General features: G+C 63.1%; 19 protein-coding genes. 6 read left to right on the top strand and 13 right to left on the bottom strand.

The genetic code is table 11. The features are described 5' to 3' along the window. Positions 1-271: 271 nt before the first annotated feature. Positions 272-1,378, top strand: a complete 1,107-nt coding sequence (locus tag H7993_RS07690) for a GGDEF domain-containing protein (protein WP_122479346.1) — start codon at positions 272-274, stop codon at positions 1,376-1,378. Then, entirely contained in the window at positions 1,371-2,300 is a 930-nt protein-coding gene (locus H7993_RS07685) for an iron-sulfur-binding ferredoxin reductase (RefSeq protein WP_185793961.1), read from the top strand. The genes H7993_RS07690 and H7993_RS07685 overlap by 8 nt, the downstream gene beginning before the upstream one ends. 99 nt (positions 2,301-2,399) lie before the next feature. Here H7993_RS07685 and pyk read toward each other — a convergent pair whose 3' ends face one another. Continuing rightward, positions 2,400-3,854, bottom strand: coding sequence for a pyruvate kinase (pyk, locus tag H7993_RS07680; protein WP_122479344.1), 1,455 nt, complete (start codon positions 3,852-3,854; stop codon positions 2,400-2,402). 190 nt (positions 3,855-4,044) lie between these two features. Between pyk and H7993_RS07675 the strand changes: the two genes are divergently transcribed. Together H7993_RS07675 and H7993_RS07670 are read left to right on the top strand one after the other, a co-directional pair. Further along, positions 4,045-4,419: a tetratricopeptide repeat protein gene (locus tag H7993_RS07675; protein ID WP_056843377.1), complete on the top strand. Its 375-nt coding sequence runs from the start codon at positions 4,045-4,047 to the stop codon at positions 4,417-4,419. Positions 4,420-4,541: 122 nt separating this feature from the next. After that, a complete protein-coding gene (locus tag H7993_RS07670) occupies positions 4,542-4,904 on the top strand; it encodes a PilZ domain-containing protein (RefSeq protein ID WP_122479721.1) in 363 nt (120 codons plus the stop codon). 15 nt (positions 4,905-4,919) lie between these two features. On the opposite strand, the gene H7993_RS07665 is transcribed toward H7993_RS07670, so the two are convergent. Genes H7993_RS07665 through H7993_RS07655 form a run of 3 tightly spaced genes read right to left on the bottom strand, consistent with a single transcriptional unit; the run spans position 4,920 to position 8,049 of the window. Further along, positions 4,920-6,767: a DUF4350 domain-containing protein gene (locus tag H7993_RS07665; protein WP_185793960.1), complete on the bottom strand. Its 1,848-nt coding sequence runs from the start codon at positions 6,765-6,767 to the stop codon at positions 4,920-4,922. A 38-nt stretch (positions 6,768-6,805) separates the two neighbouring features. Continuing rightward, positions 6,806-7,513: a 4'-phosphopantetheinyl transferase family protein gene (locus H7993_RS07660; protein WP_185793959.1), complete on the bottom strand. Its 708-nt coding sequence runs from the start codon at positions 7,511-7,513 to the stop codon at positions 6,806-6,808. Between the two features lie 41 nt (positions 7,514-7,554). Next, positions 7,555-8,049 carry a SprT family zinc-dependent metalloprotease gene (locus H7993_RS07655; RefSeq protein WP_122479342.1) on the bottom strand — a complete coding sequence of 165 codons (495 nt, stop codon included), beginning with the start codon at positions 8,047-8,049 and terminating at the stop codon, positions 7,555-7,557. 164 nt (positions 8,050-8,213) lie between these two features. Here H7993_RS07655 and ttcA point away from each other — a divergent pair, with 164 nt between their 5' ends. Next, the gene (gene ttcA, locus H7993_RS07650; protein ID WP_185793958.1) at positions 8,214-9,038 is read left to right on the top strand and encodes a tRNA 2-thiocytidine(32) synthetase TtcA; all 825 of its coding nucleotides are present in this window, start codon (positions 8,214-8,216) and stop codon (positions 9,036-9,038) included. Positions 9,039-9,166: 128 nt separating this feature from the next. Here the strand turns inward: ttcA and H7993_RS07645 are convergent, their stop codons facing one another. The 6 genes from H7993_RS07645 to minC form a co-directional block, all read right to left on the bottom strand. Then, positions 9,167-11,305, bottom strand: coding sequence for a mechanosensitive ion channel family protein (locus H7993_RS07645; RefSeq protein ID WP_185793957.1), 2,139 nt, complete (start codon positions 11,303-11,305; stop codon positions 9,167-9,169). Positions 11,306-11,407: 102 nt separating this feature from the next. Beyond that, positions 11,408-12,697 (bottom strand): M18 family aminopeptidase, encoded by a 1,290-nt coding sequence (locus tag H7993_RS07640; RefSeq protein ID WP_185793956.1) that lies wholly within the window; start codon positions 12,695-12,697, stop codon positions 11,408-11,410. 123 nt (positions 12,698-12,820) lie between these two features. Then, a complete protein-coding gene (locus tag H7993_RS07635; RefSeq protein ID WP_122479338.1) occupies positions 12,821-13,456 on the bottom strand; it encodes an RluA family pseudouridine synthase in 636 nt (211 codons plus the stop codon). Positions 13,457-13,546: 90 nt separating this feature from the next. Next, positions 13,547-13,801 (bottom strand): cell division topological specificity factor MinE, encoded by a 255-nt coding sequence (minE, locus tag H7993_RS07630; RefSeq protein ID WP_122479337.1) that lies wholly within the window; start codon positions 13,799-13,801, stop codon positions 13,547-13,549. Continuing rightward, a complete protein-coding gene (minD, locus tag H7993_RS07625) occupies positions 13,801-14,613 on the bottom strand; it encodes a septum site-determining protein MinD (RefSeq protein WP_122479336.1) in 813 nt (270 codons plus the stop codon). Before minD ends, minE begins: the two co-directional genes overlap by 1 nt. A 152-nt stretch (positions 14,614-14,765) precedes the next feature. Continuing rightward, positions 14,766-15,503: a septum site-determining protein MinC gene (gene minC, locus H7993_RS07620; protein WP_122479335.1), complete on the bottom strand. Its 738-nt coding sequence runs from the start codon at positions 15,501-15,503 to the stop codon at positions 14,766-14,768. A gap of 139 nt (positions 15,504-15,642) precedes the next feature. Between minC and H7993_RS07615 the strand changes: the two genes are divergently transcribed. Beyond that, positions 15,643-16,572, top strand: a complete 930-nt coding sequence (locus tag H7993_RS07615; protein ID WP_185793955.1) for a lipid A biosynthesis lauroyl acyltransferase — start codon at positions 15,643-15,645, stop codon at positions 16,570-16,572. Between the two features lie 107 nt (positions 16,573-16,679). On the opposite strand, the gene H7993_RS07610 is transcribed toward H7993_RS07615, so the two are convergent. The 3 genes from H7993_RS07610 to H7993_RS07600 form a co-directional block, all read right to left on the bottom strand. Next, positions 16,680-17,459 (bottom strand): MlaA family lipoprotein, encoded by a 780-nt coding sequence (locus tag H7993_RS07610; RefSeq protein WP_122479333.1) that lies wholly within the window; start codon positions 17,457-17,459, stop codon positions 16,680-16,682. After that, the gene (locus tag H7993_RS07605) at positions 17,452-18,750 is read right to left on the bottom strand and encodes a serine/threonine protein kinase (protein ID WP_122479332.1); all 1,299 of its coding nucleotides are present in this window, start codon (positions 18,748-18,750) and stop codon (positions 17,452-17,454) included. The genes H7993_RS07610 and H7993_RS07605 overlap by 8 nt, the downstream gene beginning before the upstream one ends. Before the next feature lie 180 nt (positions 18,751-18,930). Then, positions 18,931-19,443 (bottom strand): DUF2062 domain-containing protein, encoded by a 513-nt coding sequence (locus H7993_RS07600; protein WP_185793954.1) that lies wholly within the window; start codon positions 19,441-19,443, stop codon positions 18,931-18,933. Positions 19,444-19,540: the final 97 nt, after the last annotated feature.

Here is a 19,540-nt window from a genome sequence, read left to right as displayed (position 1 = left end):
CGCATGGCTTTCGAGGTGCGTCAACTTGTAGCAGGTCGGCGCGAAAAAGGCGCGGCAGTATAGCGCGGCTGGATCGAGCTGACACTCCGCAATGGCGGGTTGGCGTGGTGTCGAGGCGGATACGCCGTTGGTCCGGTAGCCAGTAGACTTCGTCGAGCAATCCAAATTTGAATAGTTATTTCACCCCTTGGCCATTACTATGGCATCACGCCTTTGCACTATTACGGTGCAATCAGGGGAGGGATTCCCATTCAGCACAGCGAGCCTGCGAGTGACCGAGTCCACCCTGCAACATCTATTGATCAAGCGTTTCTCACTGGCCGCCGGCACTTACGCTTTGGTAGTGGCGCTGGTGTGGGTGGCGGTTCTGACGCAGTATTGCCGCGTGTCTCTGGTGACGGCGGTGGGTACCACCTGCCTGGTCGCGATCAGCCAGGGCGCGCTGTATTGGGTTTTTCGCAGCGGTGCCAATCAACGTTTCAGCGATCCCAGCCTCACCGAGTTTCAAGTGCTGCTGGCAGTGGCCTGGCACACCTGGTTGATCGGCAATCTGGAAGTGGCACGCGGCACCTTCATGGTGATGTATGTGTTGATCCTGCTGTTCGGCGTTTTCCACCTGCCACGTCGCGCCTTCGTACGCTGTGCGCTGGTGGTGTTCGTCGCCTTCGTCGGGGTCAATCTGTGGGAGGCCTACCGCATGGCCCTGCCGGACCCAGGCCTGGCCACCCTGCAGATCTGCGCCATGCTGGTGGTGCTGTTGTGGTTGTGCATGTATGCAAGCTATGTACAAACCTCGCGCCAACGCATGCGCCAACGCCGTTATGCCTTGCAGGCCCATCAGGATACCCTGCGGGGCATGATGCGCCAGCTTGAAGACCTGGTCGCCACCGATGAGCTGACAGGCTTGTTCAATCGTCGACACTTCCTGCGCCTGGCCTCGCGCGAGCTGGCCACGCTCAAGCCCGATGTCGAGCATGGCCTGGCGCTGATCGACCTCGATCACTTCAAACGCATCAACGATATCCACGGCCATGCGGCCGGTGACCAGGTGCTGCAAGCCTTCGCGGCCTTGACCCAGGATTGCCTGCGCGACGGCGACGTGCTGGCTCGGTACGGCGGTGAAGAATTCGTGCTGCTCATGCCCGAAGTCGACGCAGACCAGCTGGTGCGGTGCTGCGAGCGGCTGCGCAGCGCCTTTGCCGACGCCGATCCGCAAGGGCTGGGAGCAGCCAATCTGAGTCTGTCGGTGGGCATGACGATGCTCAAGCAGGGCGATGACCTGGATGATGCGCTGCAGCGTGCCGACCAGGCGCTGTATCGCGCCAAAGGTGAGGGCCGCAACCGCTGCGCGGCGGCCTGGGACATGGCCGATGCCTGAGCTGGACGTCGGTGGCAGGCGCTGGACGGTGGCGGCGGGCAGCAACCTGCTCGACGCCCTCAACCAGGCCGGCTTGCAGGTGCCCTTCAGCTGTCGCGCCGGCAGTTGCCACGCCTGCCTGGTGCGCTGTGTTGGCGGCGAGCCACAGGACCGCAAGCCCGATGCGTTGAATGCCACCAAGCGTGAGCAGGGCTGGCGCCTGGCCTGTCAGTGTCAAGTCGTCGAGGATCTGCAGGTGGCGGTCTTCGATCCACAGGGCGACGGTGTGACGGCGCATGTGATCGGCTGTGACTGGCCTTCGGCAAACGTGCTGCGCCTGCGACTAGAGGCGCAGCGCCCGCTGCGCTATCAAGCCGGTCAGCACATGCTGCTGTGGACGGTTGCACCCGACGGCGTGCAAATCGCGCGGCCCTATTCCATCGCCAGCCTCGTCCAGGCCGATGACTTTCTGGAGTTTCATCTGGACTGTCGGCGCCCCGGTGCTTTCATCGACCAGGCTCGTCGCCTGAAGGTTGGCGATACTCTGCAGCTGGGCGAAGTGCGCGGTGGAGCCTTGCACTACGATCCTGAATGGCAGGCCCGGCCATTGTGGTTGTTCGCTGCCGGCACGGGTCTGGCTCCGTTGTGGGGTGTGCTGCGAGAAGCGTTGCGACAAGGTCATCACGGCCCGATCCGGTTGTTGCACATGGCCAACGAGCACTACCTGGATGAACCGTTGCGCGCGCTTGCCCAGCTTCATGCCAACCTTGCGGTAGAGCAGTTCCCGGCAGGCGAGCCGCCGCCGTTGCGCCTCCTGTCGCGCCAGACCATCGCCCTGGTGTGCGGCTCGCCGATCAGCGTGGAAGAGTTTTCCCGAAGGCTGTTCCTGGCCGGCCTGCCCCGAAGTCAGCTGTACAGCGATGTCTTCGTCGGCCGCGGCTGAGTCGCAACACGCATTCGCGGGCCACAGAGCGCTCCTACAGAAATGCAAAAGGCCCCGAGGTTTCAACCCCGGGGCCTTTGGTCTTGCAGCCAACGGCTATCAGTCGACCAGCGGGTCACCCACGTGCAGGATTTTCATCCCGTTCGTGCCACCCGTTTGCGCATAGCTGTCGCCCTTGGTCAGGATGACCCAGTCGCCCTGTTGCACGATGCCCATCTCGAGCAGCTTGTCGATGGCAGCCTTGCTCACTTCGCTCGGCGGCAGAACGGCCGGATCGAAATCCACCGGGTAGACCCCACGGAACATCGCGGCACGGGCCTGGGTGGCCCGCTGTGGCGAGAAGGCGAAGATCGGCACCGAAGAACGCAGGCGCGACATGATCAGCGAGGTGTAGCCGGTTTCCGTGAGCGCGATGATTGCCTTCACGCCCGGGAAATGGTTCGCCGTGTACATGGCAGCCAGCGCGATACTTTCGTCGCAACGCTGGAACTGCGTGTACAGGCGATGGCTGGACTTCTTGCTGGTCGGATGCTTTTCCGCGCCGACGATGATCCGCGCCATGGCCTGCACGGCTTCGATCGGGTAGGAGCCGGCAGCACTTTCGGCGGACAGCATCACGGCGTCGGTGTAGTCGAGCACGGCGTTGGCCACGTCGGACACTTCGGCGCGGGTCGGCATCGGGTTCTGGATCATCGACTCCATCATCTGGGTCGCCACGATCACCGCCTTGTTGTTGCGGCGAGCGTGCTGGATGATCTTTTTCTGGATGCCGATCAGCTCGGCGTCGCCGATTTCCACTCCCAAGTCGCCGCGGGCTACCATGACCGCGTCACTGGCGCGGATCAGGCCGTCGAGGGTTTCGTCGTCGGCGACAGCTTCGGCGCGTTCGATCTTGGCCACCAGCCAGGCGGTACCGCCCGACTCGTCGCGCAACTGGCGCGCGTATTCCATGTCCGACGCATCACGCGGGAAAGACACGGCCAGGTAGTCCAGGTCCATCTCGGCGGCAAGCTTGATGTCAGCCTTGTCTTTCTCGGTCAGGGCCGGTGCGGTCAGGCCACCACCGCGGCGGTTGATGCCCTTGTGGTCGGACAGCGGACCGCCGATCAGTACCGAGCAGTGCAGCGAGTCGGCGGTGGCGGTTTCCACGCGCATGACCACGCGGCCATCGTCGAGCAACAGTTCGTCGCCCACGCCGCAATCCTTGACCAGGTCCGGGTAGTCAATACCCACGACCTCCTGGTTGCCGTCGGTGAGCGGATGGCTGGTGGAGAAGGTGAAGCGGTCGCCGACCTTCAGTTCGATGCGTTTGTTGGTGAACTTGGCGATGCGGATCTTCGGACCTTGCAGGTCGCCGAGCAGGGCGACGTGACGCCCCAGGCGCGCGGCGATCTCGCGGATCAGACGGGCGCGAGCCTTGTGCTCATCCGGTGTACCGTGGGAAAAGTTCAGGCGAGCGACATCCAGACCAGCCTTGATCAGTTGTTCGATCACTTCCGGCGAGTTGGAGGCGGGGCCCAGGGTGGCAACGATTTTGGTACGGCGAACGGTCATGCACTGACTCCTTTATTGAAGCGCTGCCAAAGGCTACTCCTCAATTGCGCTGTAGTCATCGTTCCTCTGCACAACATGTCCAGGAATTGGCCGGGAGGATTTGCACGCACCGGCATCCAATGCCTGGGTATTGAAGATTCCCGGCAATGGGTCGATAAACCCTGATACCCCCCTGCGGCAGGAGAATCCCATGCGCGCGCTTGTATTGATTGCCCTGGCCATCGCCGTGTCAGGCTGCACCCGCTGGTCGATGGACCAGCACTTGAACAGCGCCTATCGCGCCTACGACGACGGCAACTGCGAGAAAGTCGTGCTGGAACTGTCCCAGGTCGACCGCAAGAGCCGGTCGCGGCCCTATGTGCAACCGGAGGTCTCGATGCTGCGTGGCCAGTGCCTGGAGCGCCAGAAGTTGTACGTCGACGCCGCCCAGACCTACCAGTACATCATCAACCGCTATCCCTCCAGCGAGTACGCCTACCGCGCCCAGGCGCGCCTGCAGACACTCGATCAACTGGGCCACGTGCGTCCGGGTGTGCCCGCGCAGCCGCGGCCGGCGGCATTCTGAGGTAAATTTCCTGTACTCTGAAACAGCCTTGAACAAGGCCTGGGCTACGCTGAACGAGTGGAGCTACGAAACGACAGAGGATGAACACGACACATATGCCGGATATCTACAGCAGGCCCATCATGTACACCGAGCGTCGGATCGAGCGGCATCAACTGCCGTACTACCTCAAGGTCTACAACCGTCACACCGGTCGTGCCATGGGCTACATGGGCAACGTGTCGGATGTCGGGCTGATGCTGATCAGCGAGCTGCCGTTGCTGGTCGGGCCGGTGTTCGAACTGCAGGTGAAAATCCCTTCGGTCGAAGGCGAGCCCAAGCTCATCGACCTTTCGGCGCAGTGCCTGTGGTGCCATGAAGACGCCACGCCGGGGCACTACGATTCGGGCTTCGAGTTGCAGGGCCAGGTGCCCACCGAGTTCCTCAAGCTGGTCGACGCGCTGCGTCAGTATTTCACGTTCCATCCCCATGGCACGTCGGCCTGACGGGTCATCCAGGGTTCAGGTACGCGGCTGCCGCAGGCTTCGATAGCGCATCAGCGATTCTGCGGCGATCTCGCCAGGCCATGCGTCCACGACATTCACGCCGCCTGCGGCCAGCCGATCATGCAGGCGCTGGCGCAGCAGCAGGCGCTGCATCACTCCGCAGTAGAGCAGTGCTTCGCGGCGGGTTCGGACCGGCTGTTGACGCAGGCGCTCGAGTGCTTCGTCGCGCAGGCTGGCCAGCAATACCGGCCAGCGCTGCGCGGCCCTGCTCAACGCCAGGGGCCAGGTCGATTCGATGCCGGCATGAAAGCCGGTCACCATCACCAGCAATGCGTAGTCGTGTTCGTCGCGGTGCAGGGCATCCAGGACCGTGGCGGGATCGCCGTTTATCTGGCAGGGCTCGAGCTGCGCGAGCGCTTCAACCAGGCGCTGCAACTGTTCGGCGCCGGGTTGCGGTTTCAAGTGTACGGGCGACGTGCTGGAAGACACGTGCAGGCCGACGGCGAATCCGTCAGCCAGTACCGTTTCAGCCAGTTGCAGGCAAGCGTGTACGGCGTGTTTCAGGTCGCTTGAGTGGGCACCTGGGTGACTGGACCACGCGCCACACTCGAGCAGGATCATCACCGCCCGCTCGGCCGGCATGGCGGACGGCCCGACCGTCCCCACTGCAGCAGCGACGGGGTGGCCGGTCCGCGCAGCGGCCGACATCGGCCCCAGGCTGTCCCGCAAGCGTTGCAATTGCGCCACGGTGCGGGTGAACACTCGAGCGGGCATCCGCCGACCGCGCACGGGCATCAGTGCGGCACCGATGCTGCGGGTCGATTGCTGCGAGAGTTGGGCCAGCACCTGCCACTGCTCGGCCACTGCAAGCGCGTCGAAGCCCGGATGGTGCAGGCAGGCACGCTGCAGCAGGTCTTTCTGCAGGGCGGCCAACACTTCTCCCGGCCCCAGCTCGCGCAGGGATCGACGTCCTTGCTCACGAATGCCCTGCAACTGACCTCGGTCCAGCAGGTTCGGCGCACGCTGTGGCCGCTGTCGCGTCCTCATCCACCACAGGCCCGGCACGGCTGCCAGAAGCAGCGCGGCAAACACCCACAACGCGTATCGCCCAGGCGGCTCAGGCACCGGCTCGAACACCCAGGTCACTTCGCTGCCCTGATTCAGGTACCACAGCAGCCAGGCATTGTCGTAGCGCTGGATCTGCTCGTCGGTCCACAAACGGGCATCGCTGACCAGGGTGATGAGGCCCTCGCCGTAGGCCATCTGCATCAGATGCGTGGCGCCGTTGCTGTTGGCCCAGGACTGGACCTTGCCGGTCGGGTCATCCAGATGGCGTTGCGTGTCGAAACCCATGTAGGCCGGCGCCGATTCGTCTTCCAGATAGAGCTTGGTCAGCGAAGGGTAGTCGTCGCCCGCCGCAGGCGGCAGTTGCGGCAACTGCGAGCTCGACTGCACGCGAATCTGCAGGCGATCGAGCAAAGCATCCCCACTGCTGGCGCGGGCCTCGTCCCACAAGGCGTCGGCGACCGCCAGCAGGCGTCCGCCACGCTGCACCCAGCCCAGCAGACGGTCGACTTGCTGGGCCGACAGCGGCGTTTGCCGGTGCAGCAGCATCAGGCTGTGGCCGCGTGCAGGCAGCGTGTCCAGTTCGTCCCAAGTGGTTGTCGCATGGTTGCCCAGCCCTTGTGCCTGGAGAAAGTCCCGGGCACCTCGATAGGGCGTACTCACCGACGGCTGTGAAGCGAGGATTCGCGCGATGGATTGCCGTGCAGCCTGGCTGTTCAGCGTCTGATCGAGCAGGCGCGGGCTGTCGAGATCGGCGGCGCCGGTGAGGCCGGCCCACAGCGCCAGTGCAACCAGCAAGGCCGCTGCACGCCGAGCACGCTGCCGTCGGGGTGGTCTCAACGGACCGCCACCAGGCTCAACAGCTGCCCATCGAGCCAGGCGAACTGCCCGTCGATTTCGAATCCGCTGGCGAACTGCGGTGAGAGGTCGATCAACAGGCGCAGGCGTGCCTGCCCTTGGGCAGACCAATGCAGCACTTCGGCATGTTCGAAATAGAAGCGCTTGCCGACCAGCGGATACAGCGCCTTGAACAGGCTTTCCTTGAGGGAGAACGTCAGGGTCACCACCATGGCCACCTGGTTGGGGTCCATCCGGGCCTGCTCGTCCAGGGTCAGTATTTCCGCGCGCAGCCGTTCGGCGCGCGCCAGCGGCAGCAGGCTCTCGATGTCCAGGCCCAGTCCCTGGCAGTCATCGCGGCTGGCGACCACGGCTGCGGCCCGACCGCTGCCATGGGTAATCGACCCTACGGTCTGTTCAGGCCAGATCGGCGCGCGGTCGGTGCCGATGACCGGCACCTGCGCTTCGCCGGTGAGGGCCAGCAGTGCCTCGCGTGCGCAGACACGCCCAGCCAGGTACTCGGCCTGGCGCTTGGCCACCGAACGCTGGATCGACGCAGGCGCCACGATGCCGCACCGCGAGAAATCCTCGGTCGTGAACGCGCTGTGCTCGAAACGGTTGCTGAACAACCGTGCGCCGGGCACCGATTCAGGCAGTGGCCAGTGCTGGCGCAGATCGCTCAGGCAAGCGGGGAGGGCTGTATTCATGTGCGCATTCTGCCCAGCCTCGTCGTGCAAGGGAATGACGATCATTGCACGCGCGTTTCACCGCTGAACACCAGGGTCTGGCGGCACCGGCGGCACAGGTAGCGGCGGCCTTTGCCAACCATGCCGTGGCGCTGGGCGGAAAAGGCGAAGTCGCCGTCGGCGCAGGGGCATTTGTAGAGGTAACGGATAACCTGGCGACGTTTCACCGCATAGCTGTGGCAACGGTGGGGTGTCAGCTCGTAGACACCGCGCATGATCAGTTGCCATTCCTCGCCATGGGGCGCAATGCGGTCGCCGAACAACTGATGGGCGACCAGGTGCGCGACTTCGTGGGGCACGGTCTGCCTGAGGAAGTCCTCGGTGTTCTCGCGGTAGAGCTGTGGATTGAAGCGCAGCAGGTTTTCATGCAGGTGCGCGACACCGGCTTTCTGCCCGCGCAGCTTGGTGCTGACCACCGGGCGCCGGAAAGGCCGCTTGAAAAACAGTTCGGCCTGGCAGAAACAGGCTTCGACGCGTTGATTGAGTTGCTCGGGCATTCTTTGACACACTCCAGATGCGCCGATTATGCCGCAACGTCCAGGCATTGCCGAGCCACCCGTCGGTACCACGCGCAGGTATCGCTTGCTGCGGCGCTACACCCAATACATCAAAGCGCGTAAAATGCCCGGCTTTTGTCACACACCTCGCGGATCCTGTCGCCATGGGCACTCTTTCGGTCAACCAGAACAAATTGCAGAAACGCCTTCGCCGGCTGGCCGGTGAAGCCGTCGCCGACTACAACATGATCGAAGACGGCGACAAGGTCATGGTCTGTCTTTCGGGTGGCAAGGACAGCTACACGATGCTCGATGTGCTCCTGCACCTGCAGAAGGTGGCGCCCATCGCTTTCAGCATCGTCGCCGTGAACATGGACCAGAAGCAGCCGGGCTTCCCCGAGCAGGTGCTGCCGGCCTACCTGGAACAACTGGGCGTGGAGTACCACATCGTCGAGAAGGACACCTATTCGGTGGTCAAGGAGCTGATCCCCGAAGGCAAGACCACCTGCTCGCTGTGCTCGCGCCTGCGTCGCGGCACCCTGTACAACTTCGCCGACCAGATCGGTGCAACCAAGATGGCCCTGGGGCACCACCGCGACGACATCGTCGAGACGTTCTTCCTCAACATGTTCTTCAATGGTTCGCTCAAGGCCATGCCGCCCAAGCTGCTTGCCGACGACGGGCGCAACGTGGTGATCCGGCCGTTGGCTTACTGCCACGAGAAGGATATCCAGGCCTACTCCAACTTCAAGCAGTTCCCGATCATTCCCTGCAACCTGTGCGGTTCCCAGGAAAACCTGCAGCGCCAGGTGGTCAAGGACATGCTGGTTGACTGGGAGCGCAAGACGCCCGGCCGCACCGACAGCATCTTCCGCAGCCTGCAGAACGTGATGCCATCGCAGTTGGCCGACCGCAACCTGTTCGACTTTCACAACCTGCGCATCGACGACAGCGCCCCGGTGCGGATCGCCAATGTGGTGAACCTGTAACACCGCGGCGCCCCGTTCGCGGCCGATGGCCGCTCCTACGGGAGATCTGGATCGCCGTAGGAGCGGCCATCGGCCGCGAAAGCCTAGACCCCCTGTAGGAGCGGTCAGTGGCCGCGAAGGGCGCCCCGCTATTTCTCGCCAACCGCCCCTGCCGTGATCACCTGCACACTCAGGCGCGGCGTCGCCAGGTCCAGCCCGGCCTCGTCCATCTGCCGCTTGAGTGCCAGGTTGAAGGCCCGCGACACCTCCCACTGCTTGATCGGGCCGGTCTTGAACCGCGCCCGCAGGATCGCCGTACCCGACTCGAAGCTCTCCACGCCCTGAAACTCCAGCGGCGACCAGATATCGCGCCGATGCAACGGATCGCTGCGCATCTTCTGGCCCACTTCGCGCATCATCTTGATGGCGTCGTCGATGCCCATGCTGTAGGGCACCGCCACGCGGAAGATGGCATAGCCGAATTCCCGCGAGTAGTTCTTGATGCTCTTGATTTCGCTGAACGGAATGGTGTGCACGATGCCGTCGATGTCGCGCAGGCGCACGGTACGGATGGTCAGGCCTTCCACAGTGCCCAGGTGCCCACCTACATCCACGTAGTCATCGATGGCCAGGGAATCCTCGATGATAATGAACAGCCCGGTGATCAGATCCGCCACCAGCGACTGCGCGCCAAAACCGATGGCCAGGCCGATCACACCCGCACCCGCCAGCAGTGGCGTGACGTTCATGCCCATGTTGGCCAGGGCAATGATCGCCGCAATGATGAAAATGGTCACGAACAGCACGTTGCGAATCAGCGGCATCATGGTCTGCGCGCGCGCATTCGCCATGCCCTTGCGCGAGCGCGTGAGGGCATGGTGGATGCCTGTGTCAGCCAGGATCCACACCAGCCAGGCGAAGATCAGCGTGCCCACCAGGCTGGCCAGGCGCACCGAGATCTCGTGGCCATCGCCTTCGGTGAAGCCGATCAGCGACATGCCCCACACGCGCAGGCCCAGATCGACGAAAACCACCCAGATCAGCAGGTGCATCAAGGTGTAGGCAAAGTGATTCAAGCGCTCTGAATACAAGGCATGACGCCGCGGGCCCTTGGGCGGGCGCAAGGCGTGACGCCGGATCAGGCCATTGATGACCATGCACAGGATCAACAGCACCGCACACATCAGCGACTGGCGCAGGGCCGTGCTGGTGTCGCCGGCCGAGAAGAACGTGGCGAACAGCGAGATGCCGACCAGCACCAGCGCCGGCAGGTACCAGAAACTGCCGAGGATCTCGATGGTGTCGCTCAAGGCTCGCCGGGTCAGGCGTCGCGGCAGCGGCTGGTTGCGGATCAGGTGGGCGATGGGCCGGCGAAAGCGCAGGATGAACAGCCCGGTCGACAGGGCCGCCAGTACATTGGCCAGGGTCGCCGCGCTGTGTGCCAGGTGCTGGCCGAGCGCAGCGACCATCCGTGGGTCGCTCAACGCCTCGCCGAAGGCGGCGAAACTGCCGATCAACCACAGGGGGCGAAACGCACGGTGACGCAGGATGTTCAGCGCGCGGTGTCGATGCGGTCCGTCGAGCAGGGAAAACGCGATCACGCAAATCGCGGAAAACAGTGTGCCGACCACCAGCGCGTAGGCCATCACCATCGCCAGGCTCTTGCCCAATGAAGAGGGCAGGGCGTAGCCCACATAAACGGTAATGACCAGCGCCACCAGCCAGGGCCCGAGCTTGCGCAAGGCAAAGCGCAGCAGGTCGAGGGTACGCGGATGCTGCGGCAACTCTTCCGACAGGCCAAAGCGCACACGCACGCGATGCCCGATCCAGATCAAACTGTAGGCAAGCAGGCTCCACACCAGAATGATCAACAGAAATGCGCCGATGATCGGCGGCCATTCGGCCATCGGCAGGGCCAGCGCCTCTAGCTCTTCATGGGCCAGGGCGACTTCCGCGCCCCAGCGCTGGAACGGACTGTTATCGCCGGAAAACTGCTGGTCGACGTGCGCCAGGGCACTGCCGATCATGCCCAACACGCCCTGCTCGGCCGCAGGTTGGGCTTGCCGGGTGCTGTCCCGCAGTTTTTTCAGGTCGCTCAAGAGTTTGGTGCGTTGCTGGTCGTTTTCCAGGGTCTGGATCACCTGATCCAGGGACTGACCCAAGGGTTGGGCTGGTTGCTCGGCGGGTTTTTCCGAACTCCCCCCCAGCAACCCAGGCAAAGCAACGGCTTGGGCGGTGATCGGCAGTAGCAACAGGACTGCAAGCGCCAGGCGCAGGAAAAGGGCCATCAGTGGAATCACCTGTAGATCGGTGTTTGCGTGGTCCGCCCTGGGCCCGCCGAGGGCCGGCCACGAAGAATGGAACCGTGAGCGTCCCCCGCGTGCGCGCAGCTAGGGCAGCTCGTTGCTGGCGTAGAACGCCCCGAGCACCTTGACCAGATGCGCCAGGTCATGGCTGCCGGCAAGCTCGCGAATCGAATGCATGGCAAACGTCGGCAGGCCGATGTCGACGGTCCTGACCCCCAGGTGGCTGGCGGTGATCGGACCGATGGTCGAGCCGCAACCCATGTCGCTGCGTACCACGAAACTCTGCACCGGCACTTCCACCGCCATGCACAGGTGGCGGAAGAACCCCGCCGTCTCGCTGTTGGTGGCGTAGCGCTGGTTGCTGTTGACCTTGATCACCGGCCCGGCATTGAGCTTGGGCCCGTGGTTGGCGTCGTGCTTGTCGGCATAGTTGGGGTGTACACCATGGGCATTGTCGGCCGATACCAGCAGCGAGCGCTGGATGCTGCGCACATACTCGTCGCCCTCGGGCAACAGGCGCTGCAGGACTTGTTCGAGCATCGGCCCGTCGGCGCCGCAGGCAGAGCTGGAGCCAATTTCTTCGTGGTCGGTGCATACCAGCACGCAGCTTTCATCGCCCTGGACATCGAGCAGGGCCTGCAGGCCTGCATAACAGGACAGCAGGTTGTCGAGCCGCGCGCCGGCGATGAAATCACCGTGCAGGCCGATCACCGCGGCGCTTTGCGTGTCGTAGAAACTGAGTTCGTAATCGAGCACCACGTCGGCGTTCAGCCCGTGTTCGCGTGCCAATTGCTCGGTCAGCAGCGCGCGGAAATCGACCCGCTCGTCGCCGGCCACCTGAGCCAGCACGGGTGGCAGTTCGTTCTGTGCGTTGATCGCCCAGCCCAGGTTGGCCTCGCGGTTCAGATGAATGGCCAGGTTGGGCACCACGGCAATCGGCAGGCGGAAATCGATCAGCTGGCTTTCGACCTTGCCGTCACGGCGAAAGGTGACCCGGCCGGCCAGCGACAGATCGCGGTCGAACCAGGGCGCCAGCAACGCACCGCCATAGACTTCGACGCCCAGCTGGAAGAAGCCCTGGCGCTGCAACTCGGGTTGCGGCTTCACCCGCAGACAGGGGCTGTCGGTGTGAGCGCCAACCAGGCGCAAGCCGCTCAGCAGCGGCGAATGCTTGCCCAGCCTGACGGCAATGATCGAGGAATCGTTGCGCGTTACGTAGTAGCGCCCACCGGGCACCGTGTTCCAGCTTTCGCGCTCGTCCAGCCGCTGGTAACCGGCTGCCTCGAGGCGGCGAGCCAGCGTCGCAGTGGCGTGGAATGGGGTAGGGGAGGCCTTGAGAAAATCGATCAGGCCTTGGTTCAAAGCTTCACGCATAGAAAACTCCAGACAGCAATGCCACCGAGTTTACCCGATTGCCCACCCGTGTGGCTGCTGCTCCCACACAGGACCTGGCATACCGGTAGCAGCGGTCATCGCCCGCGAAAGCCTCACCGCTGTTCAGAAGGGTGCGGCGCACTCGAATTTCATCCGCTCACCCGTCACCGGATGGGTAAACGCCAGCATGCTGGCATGCAGGCACAACCGTTCGTGTGCCTGCAACGCCTCGGGGTGGGCATACAGCCGGTCACCCAGCAGCGGATGACCGATCGACAACAGGTGCACGCGCAATTGGTGGGAACGCCCGGTGATCGGCGTCAGCTCCACGCGACACCACTCGCCGCAGCGCTCCAGCACCTTCCAGAAGGTCAGCGCATGCTTGCCGTGCTCGTGATCCACCACGTGCCGTGGCTTGGTCGGCGGATCGTAGCGCAGCGGCAGGTCGACACTGCCACTGTCCAGCGCAGGCTGGCCCCAGGCCAGGGCGGTATAGGCTTTTTCCGTCTCGCGGTCGTGGAACTGCCGGGACAGCTCGCGGTGGCTGTCGGCATCGCGCGCCAGCAGAATGATGCCGCTGGTTTCCCAGTCCAGGCGATGCACGATGCGCGCCTCGGGGAAGCCGTTTTCCTGCAGGCGGGTGATCAGGCAGTCCTTGTTGTCGTCGGCGCGCCCGGGCACCGACAACAACAGGGTCGGCTTGTCGATGACCAGCACGGCGGCGTCCTGGTGGATGATGCGAATGTTCGACAACGGCATGAAAGGTCTATCTCTCAGAAACGCCAACGGCGGCGCGTCGACCCTTTTCAGCAAAGGGCCGGCGGGCCGCCGTGGAGCCGAGCGCGGGGCTCAGCGGTCGGGCAGGGTAATGTTCAATTCCAGAATCGAGCAGCTACCCTGATTCTCGAGCGCAACCTGTACCTGGTCGCTCTCGATGTTCACATACTTGCGAATCACTTCCACCAGCTCTTTCTGCAGAGCCGGCAGGTAGTCAGGGGTAGTGCGTTGGCCGCGTTCATGCGCCACGATGATCTGTAGACGCTCTTTCGCGACCGACGCGGTGTTGCCTTTCTTGCGGTCACGAAAGAAGTCGAAAATATTCATTAGCGACCTCCAAACAGGCGCTCGACCCAGTTCTTCTTCTTGAAATCAAGGAAGCGGTGGGGCTTTTCCTTGCCCAGCAAGCGGTCGACGGCATCGCTGTACGCCTGGCCGGCGTCGCTCTGGTCGTCGAAAATCACCGGCGTACCCGAGTTGGACGCCTTGAGCACTGCTTCGGATTCCGGAATCACGCCCAGTAGGCGAATGGCCAGGATTTCCTCGACGTCTTCCACGCCCAGCATCTCGCCGCGGCTGACGCGCTCGGGGCTGTAGCGGGTGATCAGCAGGTGTTCCTTGATCGGATCCTCGCCGTTCTCGGCGCGTCGCGACTTGCTCGCCAACAGGCCAAGCATGCGGTCCGAGTCGCGTACCGAGGACACCTCGGGGTTGGTCACCACGATTGCTTCGTCGGCGAAATACATGGCCAGGTGAGCACCTTTCTCGATGCCTGCCGGGGAGTCGCACAGAATGTAGTCGTGGGTCTTGGACAGCTCGGTGATGATTTTCTCGACGCCTTCCTTGGTCAGGGCATCCTTGTCGCGCGTCTGGCTGGCAGCCAGGATGAAGAGGTTCTCGACGCGCTTGTCCTTGATCAGGGCCTGCTGCAGGGTCGCTTCACCGTTCACCACGTTGACGAAGTCGTACACCACGCGGCGTTCGCAGCCCATGATGAGGTCAAGGTTACGCAGGCCGACGTCGAAGTCGATGATGACGGTTTTGTGGCCGCGCAGTGCGAGGCCGGTGCCGATGGCGGCGCTGGTGGTGGTCTTGCCCACACCACCCTTGCCGGATGTAACCACTAGAATCTTGGCCAAGGTGTATCACCCCTACTTAAAAAGGGACTGTTAATCCCCGAAAAAACATGACTTCAAAACATCGGCGGACTGCATGTGCCTGCGGTACCGGAAGCGTACCGCTCGACAACCGCGCTATTTGAAAGTTGCGCTGAAAATGGCGGCAGTATCCGTTAAAGACGGGTGATGTTCAACACATCCCCCGATAAGCTCACCTGAACGGGCGCACCCCACAGCGGGTCGCGACGCAGGTCTTCGGAGACCTTGTACTGCCCGGCGATGGAAAGCAGTTCGGCGCCCAGCTGTTGACAGAAGATGCGGGCCTTGCGGTCGCCCTTGATGCCCGCCAGGGCGCGGCCACGCATCGGGCCGTACACATGAATGTTGCCATCGGCCAGCAGTTCGGCACCCGAGCTCACCGAGCTGATCACCACCAGGTCGCAGCCCTGGGCGTAGATCTGCTGGCCGCCACGGATCGGCGTGGTGATCACGCGAGTCGGCTGGATCAAGGGCTCTGGAGGCTTTTCCGGAGGCTTCTCGGGCTTGCGCTCTTCGACTTCCAGCGGTCGTTCGCGGGCACCCGAGGGTGGCAGCACCGGCAAGTCGATGGCGATTGCCGCCGCGATGTCTTCGATGCGGCTGGCACGCAGCGCCAGGGTCCGCAGGCCATGATGACGGCAGATGCGCATCAGGCCCGGCAGGTCGATGCTGCCCTGGTTGGCGGGCAGTTTGTCCAGCGCCAGCACCAGCGGCGTGTTGCTGAAGAAGTTCGGGGCCTGCGCGACCTTGGCCGCCAACTGGCGGTCGAGGCCGGCAAGATCGTTCTTCGCCAACTCAAGCACGGTGATGGCGAGCATGCTGCCCTTGAGTTGGAACACAGGTTCCTGGTCTAGCTGATCGGTCTGGCTCATGGTCGGCAAAACGCGCCTTGTAACTAAAAAAAGTGCCGAGACTTATAGCGAGAACCACCTTCCCCTGCAAGCCGCGACGCAGCGATGGGTGGTCAACCCATGTAGAATGCCCCGCCTTGTAGCCTGTTCGGAATCGTCAATGGACCGCCCGCGTTTTCGCCGATCTTTTCTTCATCCGCGCTTCTGGCCCCTGTGGCTGGGGCTCGGCGCGTTGTGGCTGGTCGTGCAATTGCCCTATCGCGCCTTGCTCAGGCTGGGCCGCTGGCTGGGGATGGGCATGTACCGCGTGGCCAGCGAACGTCGCCGTGTGGCGGCGCGCAACCTCGAGTTGTGCTTCCCGCAGATGCCGCCCGTCGAAAGAAAACGCCTGCTCAAGGAAAACTTCGTATCCACCGGCATTGCATTCTTCGAGATGGCCATGAGCTGGTGGTGGCCACAGGCGCGCCTGGCCAGGCTGGCGCACATCGAAGGTCTCGAACACCTGCAGGCGGCGCAACGTGAGGGCGAGGGCGCAATTCTGATGGCGCTGCATTTCACCACCCTGGAAATCGGTGCAGCGTTGCTGGGCCAGCGCCACACCATCGACGGCATGTACCGCGAGCATCGCAATGCCCTGTTCGATTTCGTCCAGCGCCAGGGCCGCGAACGGCACAATCCCGATTCGCTGGCGGTAGAACGCGAGGACGTGCGCGGGATGATCAAGCTGCTGCGCAAGGGCCGCGCTATCTGGTACGCACCCGATCAGGACTATGGCGCCAAGCAGAGCATCTTCGTGCCGCTGTTCGGTATCGAGGCGGCCACGGTGACGGCTACCACGCATTTCGCCCGACTGGGCAAGGCACGGGTCATCCCGTTCACGCAACGGCGGCTGGAAGACGGCTCTGGCTATCGGCTGGTTTTGCATCCACCGCTGCAGGGGTTTCCCGGCGAGAGCGAAGCGGCCGATGCCTTGCGCATCAACCAGTGGGTGGAACAGGCCGTGACCGAATGCCCCGAGCAGTACCTGTGGGCCCATCGCCGCTTCAAGTCGCGGCCTGTCGGCGCACCGAAACTGTACGAGAAGCGCTGAGCGGGGTGGGGTAGACGAACCAGCGTCGACCCCGCTCTCACAATCGCCTGAGGCTCAGCTCTGGTGAGAGCGGTTGCTACCGGCGAAGAGGCCCGTGCGCGATGCGCTTACTCGGCGATCTGCAGCTTGCGCGACTCGGTGTACACGTAACGCACCTTCTCGTACTCGAACGGTGAGTTCAGCTGACCGTAGCGGAAGCTGTTGCTGTAGCGCCGATCCACGGCACGCAACGCCCACAACTCTGGATGATTGCTGCTGACCTCGGACACATTGAGGAAATTGATCTGGTTCTCGACGGCGAAGTCGAACACCAGGCCGGTGGTGTCGCGCAGGTTGGACGGCCCCAGGATCGGCAAGACCAGGTAGGCGCCGTTCGGCACACCGTAGAAGCCCAAAGTCTGGCCGAAGTCTTCGGCCTGCTTCTGCAGGCCGAACCAGGTGGCCGGGTCCCACAGGCCCGCCACGCCCAGCGTGGTGTTCACCAACAACCGTCCAGATGTATCCAGGGCACGCTTGCCCTTGAACTGCAGCAGGCTGTTGACCAGGCTCGGCACTTCGCCCAGGTTGCTGAAGAAGTTGCTCACCCCGGTGCGCAGGAACGACGGCGTGATGTACGTATAGCCGTTGACCACCGGCAGGAATACCCACTCGTCGAAACGATAGTTGAAGTGATACAGGCGCCGGTTCAGGTTTTCCAACGGGTCGTAGACATTCAACGCCGTGAGCGTGGAGCGCTCGAACTCGCGCTGGTCCAGGCCAGGGTTGAACTTGAGTACCTGCAACGGTTGCTTGAAGCCGTCGCTGTCGACCTTCTGGACGGTGCTGTCGTCGGCCTGGGCAACGCCTGCGCACAGCAGCGTTGCCATCAACAGGAATGTTCTAGCCACGGAAGAACTCCAGCATAGCGTCGCTGTTGACGCGGTAATTGAGGTTGCCGCAATGGCCGCCATAAGGGTAAACGGTCAGGCGATCGCCAAAGGTCTTGCGCAAAAAGCCCAGGTCGCCAGGGCCCAGGATCACATCGTCGGCGTTGTGCATGACGCTGATCTTGGTGCTGTTCTGCAGGTAGTCCTTGATGCCATACAGGCTCACCTGATCCACCAACTGCAGCAGGCTGCCACCGTCGGTGCGGGCGCGCCACATCGGAATCACCTGCTCGGTCAGGTAGCAGTCGAAGTCGCACTGCAGCGCCCGGCGCAGGAACGGCGTGAGGCTGGTGCCTTCGCTGATCGGATACTTGGGTGGCGTGATCAGCCCGCGGCGGTTGATCAGGTCGGAGGTGAAGGCGATGTCGGCAGCCGAGAATCGGAACGAGGTGCCGATCAGCATGGCCATCTGCTCGTTGGACAGGTGCTGCTTGGACTGCTGGAAATCGTAGAGCAGCGCGTCGTTGAGGTCGATATAGCCCTTCTGCTGGAAGTAGCGCGTCAGCTTGTTGAGGACCAGCTCGTAGAACGTCGTGCTGTTGTTGATGCCCTTGACCTGGGTCTGCACCAACTTGTCGAGGTTGGTGATCGAGGTGTACAGATTGACCGGCGGGTTGAGCAGCAGCACTTTCTTGAAGTTGAAACTGCGGCGGGTTTCATCCAATTGGCTGACGAACGCGGCGTCCAGCGCACCGAGGCTGTAGCCGGTCAGGTAGAAATCGGTGATCGGCAACTTCGGATGCTGGGCGCGCACGCCCTGCATGACCCGGTACAGGTCTTCGGCATCTTCGCGGGTCACGCCCGGAGTGGCGAAGCGCGACGCGGCGCTGATGAAGTCGAAGCTGGTGGGTGAGGACAACTGCACCACGTGGTAGCCGGCCTGGTAATACAGCTTTTTCAGGTATTCGTTGAGCGAACTGCTGTAGGGCGCACCGGTGCCGGCAATGAGGAAGATCAGCGGCGCGGCATGGTCCTGCTGGGCCAGGCGATAGCGCAGCTTCTTCACGGCCCAGAAATTGTCCGGCAGGATGAACTCTCGCTCCGGGCGCACGTTGAGGCTGTAGTCGGCCTGATCGATGTCTTCGTCCAGGGGCAGCTTGGGCCGTAGCTCCGGCGGTGTCGAAGCGATCGTGGCCTCGAACGGGTTGGTGAGCGGATAGCCATAGGTGGCGGGGTCGATATCCTTCGCCAACGCGGACGCACTCATGATGAGGCCGCCAAGCAGGGCAGCGAAGCGCAATGATCGGAGCATGACGGAGTCCCTAGAGGAGAATGCTGTGTTGACGTTCGAGGCTAGGACAAGCGCACTGGTGGCAAGTTGCCAAGCCGCTGGGTTTTTAACACAACAACTCGTCCTGACCGGCGGCAAGATACACTGAATTCACCACTCGATGCGCGTGCTCCGACCTGCTGCACGCCACAGTGAGCAGTGCTACCGCCGCTGCTTGCGTCGCCGCCATTGGCGACTGACCCACCAGCGCCAGTAAAACATTGTCAGGAAGTATGCCAACGCTCCCAGTACCACGCCAGTCACCACCGAGCCGAGCAGGAACGGCTGCCACAGCGTGGACATCTGGCTCATCACCCAGTCCCAGCTGTAGGAGTCAGGTAGCTGCCGCGGTGGCTGACCCAGCAGCCAGGACCCTACCTTGTACGTGCAATAGAACACCGGCGGCATGGTGATCGGGTTGGTCAGCCACACCAGGCTGACCGCGATGGGCATGTTGCCGCGCACCATGATGGCCAGGGCCGCCGCCAGGAGCATCTGCAGCGGGATGGGCATGAACGCGGCGAACAGGCCGACCGCCATCGCCCGTGCCACGGAATGACGGTTCAGGTGCCAGAGGTTGGCGTCATGCAGGAGGCGACCCAAAAATCGCAGCGACTTGTGTTCACGAATCGTCTCTGGGTCCGGCATGTAGCGCTTGAACAGGCGACGCGGCATAGCGGTCTCGCACGTATCTGTCTGGATGTGTCCGGCAGTATGCACAAGTTGCCTGAAGTCCGAGCTCAGACTTTGTGACATTTGATAAGGCGCGACG

It is taken from the genome of Pseudomonas baltica (assembly GCF_014235765.1).
GTDB lineage: Bacteria > Pseudomonadota > Gammaproteobacteria > Pseudomonadales > Pseudomonadaceae > Aquipseudomonas > Aquipseudomonas baltica.
The sequence above is the reverse complement of the archived record's forward strand: the minus strand, read 5'-3'. Positions and strand labels throughout refer to the sequence as shown.